The following is a 12,210-nucleotide window of genomic DNA, read 5'->3' as shown; positions in this document are numbered from 1 at the left end:
CTGCCATGAAAATTCGTTCGCAAGTCGGCATGGTGCTGAACCTCGACAAATGCATCGGCTGCCACACCTGCTCGATCACCTGCAAGAACGTCTGGACCAGCCGCGAAGGCGTCGAGTACGCCTGGTTCAACAACGTCGAAACCAAGCCCGGCATCGGTTACCCGAAAGAGTGGGAGAACCAGGAGAAGTGGAAGGGCGGCTGGAAGCGTAACGCCGACGGCTCCATCGTCCCGCGCATCGGCGGCAAGTTCCGCGTGCTGGCGAACATCTTCGCCAACCCGGACCTGCCGGAAATCGATGACTACTACGAGCCCTTCGATTTCGACTACCAGCACCTGCACACCGCGCCCAAGGCCCAGCATCAGCCGGTCGCCCGCCCGCGCTCGCTGGTCTCCGGCCAGCGCATGCAGAAGATCGAGTGGGGCCCGAACTGGGAAGAAATCCTCGGCACCGAATTCGCCAAGCGTCGCAAGGACAAGAACTTCGACCAGGTCCAGGCGGACATCTACGGCGAGTACGAAAACACCTTCATGATGTACCTGCCGCGCCTGTGCGAGCACTGTCTGAACCCGGCGTGCGTGGCCTCGTGCCCGAGCGGCGCGATCTACAAGCGCGAGGAAGACGGCATCGTCCTGATCGACCAGGACAAGTGCCGTGGCTGGCGCATGTGCATCAGCGGCTGCCCGTACAAGAAGATCTACTTCAACTGGAAGAGCGGCAAATCCGAGAAGTGCATCTTCTGCTATCCGCGCATCGAGGCCGGCCAGCCGACCGTCTGCTCGGAAACCTGTGTGGGCCGTATCCGCTACCTCGGCGTGCTGCTGTATGACGCCGACCGCATCCACGAAGTGGCCACCTGCGAGAACGAGCGCGAGCTGTACCAGAAGCAGCTGGAGATCTTCCTCGATCCGTTCGACCCGAAAGTGATCGAGCAGGCCCGCAAGGACGGCGTACCGGACAGCGTCATCGAGTCCGCACAGAAGTCGCCGGTGTACAAGCTGGCCATGGACTGGAAGCTGGCCCTGCCGCTGCACCCGGAATACCGCACGTTGCCGATGGTCTGGTACGTGCCGCCGCTGTCGCCGATCCAGAACGCCGCCTCCGAAGGCCACATCGGCAGCGACGGGGTGATCCCGGATGTCGAGTCCCTGCGCATTCCCGTGCAGTACCTGGCCAACCTGCTGACCGCCGGCGACACCGCGCCAGTATTGCTGGCTCTCAAGCGCCTGCTGGCGATGCGCGCCTACAAGCGTGCCGAGCACGTGGAAGGCAAGCAGGACCTGGAGGTGCTGAAAAAGGTCGGCCTGACCGTGAACCAGGTGGAAGAGATGTACCGCTACCTGGCGATCGCCAACTACGAAGACCGCTTCGTCATCCCCACCGCGCACCGCGAGGAGGCGCTGTCGGATGCCTTCGCCGAGCGCTCGGGTTGCGGCTTCAGCTTCGGTAACGGTTGCTCCGGCAGCTCTGGCAGCAATTCTGGCGTCAACCTGTTCGGCGGCAAGGCCGTGGACAAGCGCAACGTCATCCAGACCGTGCAGATACAGGAGTGACAGCGATGGACACTCACAGCCAACTGCTCAAGCTCAGTGCGCTGATGCTGGATTACCCGCGCGTCGAACTGCGCGAGGAAAGCCTGGCGCTGCACGCCCTGATCCGTACCTGCGACCTCTCGGAAAAACAGCGCGACGGCCTCGCCGCGCTGCTCAACGAGCTGTGCAAGGGCGACATCCTCGATGTCCAGGCCCGTTACGACGGGCTGTTCGAGCGTGGTCGCTCGGTCTCGCTGCTGCTGTTCGAACACGTGCACGGCGAAAGCCGTGACCGTGGCCAGGCGATGGTCGACCTGATGGCCCGCTACACCCAGGCGGGCCTGGTCATCGACGTCAACGAGCTGCCGGACTACCTGCCGCTGTACCTGGAGTTCCTTGCCCTGCAGGACGCCGAGTCCGCCCGCGCCGGCCTGGCCGACGTCGCGCACATCCTCGCGCTGATCGCCCTGCGCCTGGAAGAGCGCGGCAGCAGCTACGCGGCGATCTTCAATAGCCTGCTGGAGCTGTCCGGCGAGCAGCCTGACCTCGGCACGCTCAAGCGCGACCGCGAGCAGGAAGTGCGCGACGACAGCCTGGAAGCCATCGACAAGGCCTGGGAGGAAACCCCGGTGAGTTTTACCGAGCCCGCCGTCGGTTGCCCGTCCACCAGCGCCCGGCGCGTCTCCAACGCCGCCGAACAACCCATGCAGTGGGTCGCCCAGCCGGTGCCGCAGATGCAGTACCGGGCGGCCAGAGAAGGAGTCTGAACATGTCCCTCGATCTTCTAGCGTTCGGGATCTACCCCTACGTCGCGCTCGCTATCTGCCTGATCGGCAGCTGGGCGCGCTTCGACCTCTCGCAATACACCTGGAAAGCCGGCTCCAGCCAGATGCTGAGCAAGAAGGGCATGCGCGTGTACAGCAACCTGTTCCATGTCGGTGTGCTGTTCATCCTCGCCGGTCACTTCGTTGGCCTGCTGACCCCGCATGCGGTCTACGAGCATCTGATCAGCACCGAGCAGAAGCAACTGCTGGCAATGGTCTCCGGCGGCTTCTTCGGCATCCTCTGCTTCATCGGCCTGACCGGCCTGATCCTGCGCCGCCTGACCAATGAGCGCGTGCGGGCCACCGGCAACGCGTCGGACCTGATGATCCTGCTGGTGCTCTACGTCCAGTTGATCCTCGGCCTGTCCACCATCGTCGCCTCCACCCATCACTTGGACGGTTCGGTGATGGTCATGCTCGCCAACTGGGCGCAGTCCATCGTCACCTTCCAGCCGCTGGCCGCCGCCGAAGCCATCGCCCCGGTATCGCTGGTCTACAAGCTGCACGTGACCCTCGGCCTGACCCTGTTCGTGCTGTTCCCCTTCACCCGTCTGGTGCACATCGTCAGCGCTCCGGTGTGGTACTTCGGCCGCCGTTACCAGGTCGTCCGTACCAAGCGTCGCGCAGCGTGAAGAAGCGGCGGATGACGCTGGCGCGCCGTCCGCCCCACCTGAAGCTCTTCCCCCTCTCCCTTCAGGGAGCGGGCAGGGGAGAGGGTTACCGGAGGTAAGCGAAATGAGTTGCTCCCACTACGAAGCCAAGGTCGAACACGTCGACCTGCCTGCCATCTCCGTCAATGGCGTCGCCATCGACGAGGACGAACTGGCCCGCGAGCTGCAATACCACCCCGCCGCCAGCCATGCCGAAGCCCTGTACTCCGCCTGCCGCGCGCTGGTGGTGCGGCAACTGCTGGTGCAGCGCGCCGACGCGCTGGGCCTTGAAGCCGACGCGGAAGAGGGCGAGGCACTGGAAGAGGCGCGCATCCGTGCCCTGATCGACCGCGAAGTCGGCGTACCCGAAGCCGATGAGGCCAGTTGCCGCCAATGGTACGCAGCCAACCCCACCCGTTTGACCGCGCCCTGGCGCATGCACCTGCGCCACGTGCTGCTGGGTTGCGCGCCGGACGACCTGGAAGGCCGCGCCAAGGCCCGCGAACAGGCCGAGGAACTGCTGGCCGAGCTGCGTGAACATCCCGAGCGTTTCGCCGAGAAGGCCATGCGCTTCTCCGACTGCCCGTCCAAGGATGACGGCGGTGATCTGGGCTGGATCGAACCGGGGCAGACCGTCCCCGAGTTCGAGAAACGCCTGCTGCAACAGCAACCCGGCCTGCTCGGCCATCCGCTGGAAAGTCGCTACGGCCTGCATGTGGTCGAGCTGATCGAGCGCGATGGCGGCGAGCCGCTGGACTTCACCGAGGCGCGCCCGCGCATCGCCGCCTACCTGCGCGCCCAGGTGCTGCAGCGTGCGGTCAGCCAGTACATCAGCGTATTGGCCGGTGAAGCGCGGATCGATGGCTTTGTCTTCGACGGAGCAGAGTCGCCGCTGGTGCAGTAGAGCCAGAGCCCCTCTCCCTAACCCTCTCCCTAAAGGGAGAGGGGACCGTCCGGTGCAGGATGAAATATTGGTGTCAGCCGGCACGGACAGCTCCCTCTCCCTTCAGGGAGAGGGCGGGGGAGAGGGAACGCCCAACTCCGATCTGCCATGGAGCACTATCAGATGTCCGAATGGATCGACGGCCAGGGTCGCAAGATCGACTACCTGCGCCTGTCCGTAACCGACCGCTGCGACTTCCGCTGCGTCTACTGCATGTCGGAGAACATGCGCTTCCTGCCACGCCAGCAGGTGCTCACCCTGGAAGAGATCGAGCGCGTGGCGCGGCTCTTCGTCGAACGCGGCGTGAAGAAGCTGCGCCTCACCGGCGGCGAACCGCTGGTACGGCCCGGCATCGTCCACCTCTGCGAACGCCTCGCGGCGCTGCCCGGCCTGCGCGAACTGTGCATGACCAGCAACGGCTCGCAGCTCGCCCGGCTGGCTGGCGATCTGAAGGCGGCTGGCCTTTCCCGCCTCAACATCAGCCTCGACACCCTGGATGCGCAACGCTTCGCCGCCATCACCCGCACCGGGCGCCTGGATCAGGTGCTGCGTGGTATCGACGCCGCCCAGCAAGCCGGTTTCGAGCACATCAAGTTGAATTGTGTGGTGATGAAGGGCCGCAACGCCGACGAAGTACCGGCACTGGTGGACTACGCTATTGCCCATGGGCTGGACATCAGCTTCATCGAGGAAATGCCCCTGGGCCAGGTCGGTCGCGAGCGCGAGGAAAGCTTCTGTTCCAGCGACGAGGTTCGCGCACTGATCGCCGAGCACCACGAACTGCTGGACAGCGCCGAACACAGCGGCGGCCCGGCGCGCTATGTACGCCTGGCGCAGCATCCGGGCACGCGGATCGGCTTCATCTCGCCGCATTCGCACAACTTCTGCGCCACCTGCAATCGCCTGCGCCTGACTGCCGAGGGCCGCCTGCTGCTGTGCCTGGGCCACGAGAACTCCCTGGACCTGCGCGGCCTGCTGCGTCGTCATCCGATCCACGATGAACCCATCCTTGACGCCCTGCGCGGCGCCTTGCAGCGCAAGCCGGCGCGCCACGAGTTCACCGTCGGCGACGTGCAGGTGCTGCGCTTCATGAACCTCAGCGGCGGCTGAAACCGACCTCCCTCGGCGGGCCTTGTGCCCGCCTCTTGCCTTGCGTTCCTGAACATTCCCCGGAGCGAACAAGAGACTCCGAGCGCCCACTTGCAGGAGCGGGCCATGCCCGCGATCGCGCGCATGGCGCGCTCCTGCAGGTCGGTCGCGGGTTGCTTGGGCACAACACTAGTCAGGCATAAAAAAGCCCCTGCGACATGAGCGTTTCGCGGGGGCTTCGGGCATCTGCCAAAGGTATAACCGTGGAAGCTACGGTGCATCCTGCGAAAGAGTCGTTTCGAATCCTCCCTGGATTGCTTCGGAACGCTTCCAGACTAAGGCGCGAGCCCGGCAGGCGACATTCCTCCGAAGGAGTGGCGAGAGGGGCGCGGAGGGGAGTGTGCCGCGCGGTCGCAGGGCGATTGACGTTGTGTACTTTTTAGTCCAGATTGGATTTTATGTTTACGCGCGCCCGCGCGTGGACGGACCAGAACAAGCCAGAACAAGAAGTCGTTCGCCTGGGTCAGGGCAAGGCAATGCCGCTGCGAGCTTCCGCGTCGCGCCCCTGGACGAACCAAGACACGCCGTACTCACTGCCCAGACGTACCGGCCGGCGCTCGCCCCCGGCGACCACACAATGGAGTTCATCGATGAATCGCAAAGCCCTGCTGGGCAGCCTGATGCTGGCTGCCTTCGCCACCTTCTCCCATGCCGACGACAAGCCGCTGCGCATCGGCATCGAGGCGGCCTACCCGCCCTTCGCCTACAAGACCCCGGAAGGCGGCATCGCCGGCTTCGACTACGACATCGGCAACGCGCTGTGCGAAGAGATGAAGCGCAAGTGCCAGTGGGTCGAGCAGGAGTACGACGGCCTGATCCCCTCGCTGAAGGTGCGCAAGATCGACGCCGCGTTGTCCTCCATCACCATCACCGAAGAGCGCAAGCACTCGGTGGACTTCACCCACAAGTACTACTTCACCCCGGGTCGCCTGGTGATGAAGGAAGGCTCGCCGCTGGACGAGCAATTCAGCCAGCTCAAGGGCAGGAACATCGGCGTGCAGCGCGGCTCCACTGCCGACCGTTTCGCCACCGAGGTACTGGGCAAGGCCGGCGCCAACGTGGTGCGCTACACCAGCCAGGACGAAATCTACCTGGACCTGCTGGCGGGTCGCCTGGACGGTACCTTCGCCGACTCCATCCCGCTGGAGATCGGCTTCCTGGAAACCCCGCGCGGCAAGGGCTTCGCCTTTATCGGTCCGGAGTTCAAGGATCCGAAATACTTCGGCGAGGGCGCCGGTATCGCGGTGCGCAAGGGCAATACCGAGCTGGTCGGCCAGCTCAACGCCGCCATCGACGCACTGCGCGCCAATGGCAAGTACAAGGCAATCGAAGGCAAGTACTTCAAGAGCGATATCTACGGCGATTGATCCTCCGCCGAGCCATGGAAAAGGCCGCCTTCGGGCGGCCTTTTTGCTTTTCGTAGGAGCGAGCTTGCTCGCGAACTGCACTCTGCCGTCCCTACCGATGAATGCTTGCGCAGGATGGGGCGGGCGGCGTTCCGCGAGCTTGCGATACCCATGCTGGCTATGCGCTGGTTGGCTTGGGCATTTTTGCGCCGCTTTGGCGTGTTCAGTTACTTCTTGTTTCGCCCCCTCGGGCGAGTCACTTTCTCAAACGCCAGAAAGTAACCAAAGGGCTTGCCCCGGACATCCGGTTTTTCGCTTGGGGCGAAAAATACCCTCGTTGAATCGAAGTTTCAGGGGCACGCGGCGAAGGGCCATCCCTGGCCCATCGCCGCTCTCGCGACATCCATGTCGCTCAACCCCTGAAACTCCGCTTCAACGAGGCCTCCTGAACGGGGCATTCGGCGTGTGCGGACGTTTCTCTGGAAGGTTTTTAAAAGCCAAAGCCAAAGCCAAAGTGAGGTTCGCGAGCGAAAAACGCGGGAAGGAGCCGGCTCAGACCTCTTCCTTCAACTCCTTCAGGTGCTTGTACACCGTCGCCCGGCCCATGTTCAGCACGTTGGCCACATAGTTTGCTGCGCTCTTGCCCTTGAACGCGCCCTCGGCATGCAGCGCCAGGACCAGCTCGCGCTTGTGGTCGCGGCTGAGGGTGGAGAGGCTCAGCTGGCGCTGTTGCAGCCAGCCATGCAGGAAGGTGTTGATGCGTTCCTGCCAGTCGTCGCGGAACAGCGCGTCCGGTTGCGGGATGACCTTGCTGGAGGAGAGGAACAGGTCGAGCGCCGCCTTGGCGGTCTCGAACAGGGTGATGTTGAGGTTGATGCACAGTACCGCCAGCGGCTCGCCCTTGCCGTCGCGCAGCACGGTGCTGATGGAGCGGATCTTCTGGCCGTCCCAGTTGAGCTTCTCGTAGGGGCCGATGTTGCGTTCGTCATGGCCGCCTTCGAGCATGTCCTCCAGCGCCGAGTCGTCGCCGATCTCGCGCTTGGAGATGTTGTTCGCCAGATAGGCCACGCGCTGGTTGCGCAGGTCGTGGATGACCACTTCGGCGTGGGGGAAGAACAGCGCGGCGATGGCGTCGGCGATGGCCTTGTAGTTGTCCAGCGGATCAGCGGCGGTCATGGGCAAGGCTCTCGAAGGCAAGGAGGCGGGCGATGGAGCGGGCGCTGGCGAGTGTGCCGCAAGCGCCCGCGGGCTGTCACGGTCGGCGGCTCACTTGGCCAGCAGGCGCGCCGGCGAGAGCATCTCGGCAGTCAGGCCGTGGCGGGCCAGGTGCTCGGGCAGCGCTTCATGGCGGATCAGCGCGGCGCTGGCCTCGCCCATTGCCGCCGAGGTCTGGATGCCATAGCCGCCCTGGCCGGCGACCCAGTACAGGCCGGGTGTGGTCGGGTCATAGCCGGACACCAGGTCACCGTCGGCGAAGAACGAGCGCAGGCCTGCCCACGTGTGGCTCGGGCGGCGGATGCTCAGCGTGGTGTGTTCCTCGATCTGGTAGATGCCCATCGCGATATCCAGCTCTTCGGGCTGCACGTCGTGGGGCTCCACCGGGTCGGCGTTGGCCGGCGAGCCGAGCAGCATGCCGGCGTCGGGTTTGAAGTAGAAGGATTCGTCCAGGCTCACCAGCACCGGCCAGACGTGGCTGTCCACGCCCTCCGGCGGGCTGAACAGGAAGGCGGCGCGGCGCTTGGGCGTCAGGCCCAGGGGCGCGGCGCCGGCCCGTTCGGCGACCTTGTCGGCCCAGCTGCCGGCGGCATTGACCAGCACCGGTGCGCGGAACGTCTGCTGCGCGCAGCGGACTTCCCAGGCACCGTCGATGCGCTTGATTTCCAGGGCTTCGCTGTCCAGCTGGACGCTGCCGCCGTTGCGCCGGATGCCGCGCAGGTAGCCCTGCAGCAAGCCGTCGGTGTCGATGTCGGCGGCGCTGGGGTCGAGCATCGCGCCATGGACTTTCTCGCGGCGCAGCACCGGCACGATGGCGCAGGCTTCGTCAGCATCGAGCAGGCGCATGTCCGGCACGCTGGCGAGGGCGCTGTCGTACTGGCGCCGGAGTTCTTCCGGGTTGCCTTCGAAGTCCACGGTCATTTCGCCGCGCGGGGTGAGGATCGGGTGTTCGACGAAGCCCTCGGGCGGGTTGTCGAAGAAGTCGCGGCTGGCAGCGGTCAGCGCCCGCACCTGCGGCGTGCCGTAGGCGACGGTGTAGAGCGCCGCCGAGCGGCCGGTGGAGTGGTAGCCGGCGTGGGACTCGCGCTCCAGCACGGCGACCTTGCCGTGGCGGGAGAGGAAGTAACCGGTGGAAGCGCCGGCGATACCGCCGCCGATGATGAGGAAGTCGACTTCGATCATGTTCGTCTCCGGCTCAGGCGTGCTTGCGTTGGAGATGGTAGAGCGCATTGGCCAGCGCGACGTCTTCCAGGCCCAGGCCGATGGAGCGGAAGAAGGCGTGGCGCTGGTAGTCCGGTTTGGCGGCCTGGCCGCTGACCAGCTCCGGCAGGTCGCCGCGCAGGGTGCCGTCCCAGCCGTGCTCCTCGCGGGCCAGACGCATCTCGCCGGCGGCAGCCGGCGTGGTGGCGCGGTAATCGCAGTACACGTCCATCTGCGCCAGCGATTGCGGCGGCACTTCGTGAGCGCGGGCGACGTTGGTGCTGATGGAGGTGATCAGCGCGGGCTTGCCGAGGATCGCCGGATCGAGCACCGGGGTGCCCGAGGAGGTGCACAGCAGCACCACGTCGGCGTCGGCCACGGCGGCTTCGACACTGGTGGCGGGTTCCGCGCGGGCATCGATGGCACCGAACTGGGCCAGCACGCCGGCATTCAGGTTCGGCGAGTAGACGCGGATGCTCTGCCAGTCGCGCAGGCCGGCGACGTAGCGCAGGTGCGCACGGGCGACCGGGCCGCTGCCGACGATGGCCAGGCGCTTGGCGTCCGGGCGGGCCAGCTCCTGAACGGCCAGGGCGGTGGTGGCGGCGGTGCGCGCGGTGGTCAGGCTGCCGGCGTCGCACAGCAGCAGCGGCTGGCCGCTCTCCATGGACATCAGCAGGCTCCAGGCGGTGACCAGCGACTTGGGTTGGCGCACGATGTACGGCGAGGTCTTCACGCCGTAGACCTTCTGCGAGGCCAGTACGCCGAGGTAGTTGATGAAGTCGCCGCCGCCGTTGGGGAATTCCACCAGTTGCTGCGCGGGCTGCACGGCGCTGCCGCTCGCCAGCTCGACGAACATGTCGCGCATCGCCTGGAGTACGTCGACCTGTTCCAGCAGGCGTTCGGCGTCGGCCTGGTTGAGGGTGAGAGGCGTGGCGGCGGACATGGCGAGACTCCAGATGTGGATTTATTTTTCCATTCTGGACTCAGTTGTCTTGATCGGCAAGGGCACGCGGTCGGGTGGGCGGTTGTCGCAGGAGCGAGCTGGCTCGCGAACCGCATGGTACCGGAATGACCGGCGGACCGCGTTCGCGAGCAAGCCCGCTCCTACAGGGTGAACCCCGACTGAAGGCTCACAGCTTGAATTGCGCCACCAGTTCTTCCTGGCTGCCGGCCACGCGGCGCAGGTGCTCGCCGCAATCGCGGGTGTGCGCGGCGGTCTTGCGGTTCTCCACGGTCATGTCGCTGAGGCGGTGCATGTGCTGGTTCACCTCCTGGGTCGTGGCGGCCTGCTGTTCGGCGGCGGCGGCGATCTGGAAGGCCATGGCGTGCACGCCCTGTAGCGAGTCGTCCAGCGCGCCGAGGGCTTCCAGCACGGCCTGGGTATCCTGCTCCAGAGTGTGCGCCTGTTCGCTGGCGCCGCTCATGCTCGACTGCGCCTGGACGGACGAGTCGCCCAGGCTGCCGACGATGGCGACGATCTCGTCGGTGGCGCTGCGGGTGCGCTGGGCGAGGCTGCGCACCTCGTCGGCGACCACGGCGAAACCACGGCCCGCTTCGCCGGCGCGGGCGGCTTCGATGGCGGCGTTGAGGGCGAGCAGGTTGGTCTGTTCGGCGATCGAGCGGATCACGTCCAGCACCGAGCCGATCTGCTGGCTCTCGCCGGCCAGGGTCTGCACCACGCCGTCGGCCTGGCGCAAGCCGACCAGCAGTTGGTCCTGGCGACCGATCATGTGCTGCAGGGTGCCCTGCATGGCGACGAACGCCTCGCGCGCGGCGGCGCTGCCGTCGGCGCTGCGGCTGGCGCTGCCGGCGATCTCCTGCACGGTGGCGGCCATCTGGTCGACGGCGCTGACGACCATCTCCAGTGCTTCCTGTTGCTGGTCGAGGTGGTTACTGGTACGTCCGGCGGCATCGAGGATGTCGCCGCTGGCGTCGCCCACGGCCTCACTGGCCTGTCGCAGGCGCTCGACCACCTGGCGCCAGGCCGTGGTCATCTCGCGCAGGGCCTGCATCAGGCCGCTGCTGGCACTGGCGTCGTCACTCAGGCGCAGCTCGCCGCTGGCCAGGCGCTGGGCCAGTGCGGCCATGCTGGCCGGCTCGCCGCCCAGCGGACGCATCACGCTGCGGCTGACCAGCCAGGTGCCGGCGGCGACGCCGACCAGGGTCAGCAGCCCGAGCACGAGGATCTGCCACATCAGCTTGCGCACCGGGGCGAAGGCCTGGGCCTGGTCCATCTCCGCCACGAGCGCCCAGTGCAGGCCGTCCAGGTTCAGCGGGACGAACGACTTGAGCGCCGGCTCGTTGCTCAGGCCCGCCTCGGAAAGACGACCCTGTTCGCCGGCCAGGGCTTTCTCGATGGCTTGGCCTGGCAGGGCGACGGGGCTTTCCTTGTCGCGGCGCACGTGATGATCGGCAAAACGCACCGAATCCGAGCGCAGGCTGCCGTCACCGCCGACCAGGTAGGTCTCGCCGTCGTCACCCAGGCCCTGGCGGTTCTGCATCACTTCGTTGAGCGCTGCCAGCGGCAATTCCAGCACCAGCAACAGTTGCAGCTTGCCGTTGTCCTTGATCGGGGCGGCCAGCCATTGCACCGGTTGCTGGTCGTTTGGCGCCTGCTCCAGGTCGCTGATGCTGGCCTTGCCGCTGTCCAGCGCAGTGCGGATGAAGGTGCCGAACGGCGTGTCGCGCCATTGCGGATCACCGATGTTCTGCTGGTAGTCGACGCCACGGCCGAGGCTGAACACGACCTTGCCGTCACCGGCGACCAGGCGCAGTTCGCGGTAGCCAAAGGTCTTGATGAAGTTCTCGAACACCGGACGGTCGTAGTTGGCGGTGGTCACCAGGGACTCGCTGTCCAGCCCGGCGTAGTTGCTGCCCAGGTTGGTGGCAAGGCTGCTGAGCTGGTCGTTACGGGCTTTCCAGGCATCCATCAGTTGCCGCTGCTTGATACTGGCGACCGCCTCCAGGGCGTTCAGGCTTTGTTCTTCGAGGGCTCGGCTGGCCTGGAGGTAGACCACGACGGCCATCACCAGCACAGGAATGAGGCCGACCGAGAGGAAACTCAGAGCAAGTTTGGCGCGCAAGGGCATGGGAGGATTCCGACGAGTTCTTGGAATTGTTCTCGCGTGCTTTGCAAGAAGCGTGCGAATTTTTTTACGTCTGTAAATAAATCTGAGCGGAAATGGCCGGGGCGGGGCTGATTTCGCTAGGAGATGGCGCGGTGCCATTGTTTGCGCGGAATGCCGTACGGTCGTCCCAGCGGGTCCGGCGGGAAAAACGCGGCGCTCTGGCATGGGGATAAGCGCGGGTTTTCAGGAGGGAGGGGCGGGGGCGTCACCGGACGTAACGCTC

Annotated in this window: 10 protein-coding genes; 6 read left to right on the top strand and 4 right to left on the bottom strand. The window is 65.8% G+C overall.

The window, feature by feature from the left end:
* The first annotated feature begins 5 nt into the window (after window positions 1-5).
* From narH to AC1ZV1_RS24245, 6 genes are all read left to right on the top strand, one after another.
* Window positions 6-1,553 (top strand): nitrate reductase subunit beta, encoded by a 1,548-nt coding sequence (gene narH, locus AC1ZV1_RS24270; protein WP_484293977.1) that lies wholly within the window; start codon window positions 6-8, stop codon window positions 1,551-1,553.
* Window positions 1,554-1,558: 5 nt separating this feature from the next.
* A complete protein-coding gene (gene narJ, locus AC1ZV1_RS24265) occupies window positions 1,559-2,299 on the top strand; it encodes a nitrate reductase molybdenum cofactor assembly chaperone (RefSeq protein ID WP_484293976.1) in 741 nt (246 codons plus the stop codon).
* A 2-nt stretch (window positions 2,300-2,301) separates the two neighbouring features.
* Entirely contained in the window at window positions 2,302-2,988 is a 687-nt protein-coding gene (narI, locus tag AC1ZV1_RS24260; RefSeq protein WP_045210685.1) for a respiratory nitrate reductase subunit gamma, read from the top strand.
* A gap of 103 nt (window positions 2,989-3,091) precedes the next feature.
* Window positions 3,092-3,910, top strand: a complete 819-nt coding sequence (locus AC1ZV1_RS24255; protein ID WP_484293975.1) for a peptidylprolyl isomerase — start codon at window positions 3,092-3,094, stop codon at window positions 3,908-3,910.
* Between the two features lie 162 nt (window positions 3,911-4,072).
* The gene (gene moaA, locus AC1ZV1_RS24250) at window positions 4,073-5,059 is read left to right on the top strand and encodes a GTP 3',8-cyclase MoaA (protein WP_484293974.1); all 987 of its coding nucleotides are present in this window, start codon (window positions 4,073-4,075) and stop codon (window positions 5,057-5,059) included.
* A gap of 629 nt (window positions 5,060-5,688) precedes the next feature.
* A complete protein-coding gene (locus AC1ZV1_RS24245; RefSeq protein ID WP_484293973.1) occupies window positions 5,689-6,465 on the top strand; it encodes an ABC transporter substrate-binding protein in 777 nt (258 codons plus the stop codon).
* A 531-nt stretch (window positions 6,466-6,996) separates the two neighbouring features.
* Here the strand turns inward: AC1ZV1_RS24245 and AC1ZV1_RS24240 are convergent.
* The 4 genes from AC1ZV1_RS24240 to AC1ZV1_RS24225 form a co-directional block, all read right to left on the bottom strand.
* The gene (locus tag AC1ZV1_RS24240) at window positions 6,997-7,620 is read right to left on the bottom strand and encodes a helix-turn-helix transcriptional regulator (RefSeq protein ID WP_484293972.1); all 624 of its coding nucleotides are present in this window, start codon (window positions 7,618-7,620) and stop codon (window positions 6,997-6,999) included.
* Between the two features lie 90 nt (window positions 7,621-7,710).
* Window positions 7,711-8,841, bottom strand: a complete 1,131-nt coding sequence (locus tag AC1ZV1_RS24235) for an NAD(P)/FAD-dependent oxidoreductase (RefSeq protein WP_484293971.1) — start codon at window positions 8,839-8,841, stop codon at window positions 7,711-7,713.
* 13 nt (window positions 8,842-8,854) lie between these two features.
* Window positions 8,855-9,802 (bottom strand): ornithine cyclodeaminase family protein, encoded by a 948-nt coding sequence (locus AC1ZV1_RS24230; RefSeq protein ID WP_484293970.1) that lies wholly within the window; start codon window positions 9,800-9,802, stop codon window positions 8,855-8,857.
* Between the two features lie 187 nt (window positions 9,803-9,989).
* A complete protein-coding gene (locus AC1ZV1_RS24225) occupies window positions 9,990-11,948 on the bottom strand; it encodes a methyl-accepting chemotaxis protein (RefSeq protein WP_484293969.1) in 1,959 nt (652 codons plus the stop codon).
* Window positions 11,949-12,210: the final 262 nt, after the last annotated feature.

This window comes from Pseudomonas sp. BB438 (assembly GCF_057180225.1).
The sequence above is the reverse complement of the archived record's forward strand: the minus strand, read 5'-3'. Positions and strand labels throughout refer to the sequence as shown.

What these genes read in the sequence shown, in the direction of transcription:
- narH (WP_484293977.1), top strand. Translation starts at nt 6, where the DNA reads ATGAAAATTCGTTCGCAAGTCGGCATGGTGCTGAACCTCGACAAATGC.
- narJ (WP_484293976.1), top strand. Translation starts at nt 1,559, where the DNA reads ATGGACACTCACAGCCAACTGCTCAAGCTCAGTGCGCTGATGCTGGAT.
- narI (WP_045210685.1), top strand. Translation starts at nt 2,302, where the DNA reads ATGTCCCTCGATCTTCTAGCGTTCGGGATCTACCCCTACGTCGCGCTC.
- AC1ZV1_RS24255 (WP_484293975.1), top strand. Translation starts at nt 3,092, where the DNA reads ATGAGTTGCTCCCACTACGAAGCCAAGGTCGAACACGTCGACCTGCCT.
- moaA (WP_484293974.1), top strand. Translation starts at nt 4,073, where the DNA reads ATGTCCGAATGGATCGACGGCCAGGGTCGCAAGATCGACTACCTGCGC.
- AC1ZV1_RS24245 (WP_484293973.1), top strand. Translation starts at nt 5,689, where the DNA reads ATGAATCGCAAAGCCCTGCTGGGCAGCCTGATGCTGGCTGCCTTCGCC.
- AC1ZV1_RS24240 (WP_484293972.1), bottom strand. Translation starts at nt 7,620, where the DNA reads ATGACCGCCGCTGATCCGCTGGACAACTACAAGGCCATCGCCGACGCC.
- AC1ZV1_RS24235 (WP_484293971.1), bottom strand. Translation starts at nt 8,841, where the DNA reads ATGATCGAAGTCGACTTCCTCATCATCGGCGGCGGTATCGCCGGCGCT.
- AC1ZV1_RS24230 (WP_484293970.1), bottom strand. Translation starts at nt 9,802, where the DNA reads ATGTCCGCCGCCACGCCTCTCACCCTCAACCAGGCCGACGCCGAACGC.
- AC1ZV1_RS24225 (WP_484293969.1), bottom strand. Translation starts at nt 11,948, where the DNA reads ATGCCCTTGCGCGCCAAACTTGCTCTGAGTTTCCTCTCGGTCGGCCTC.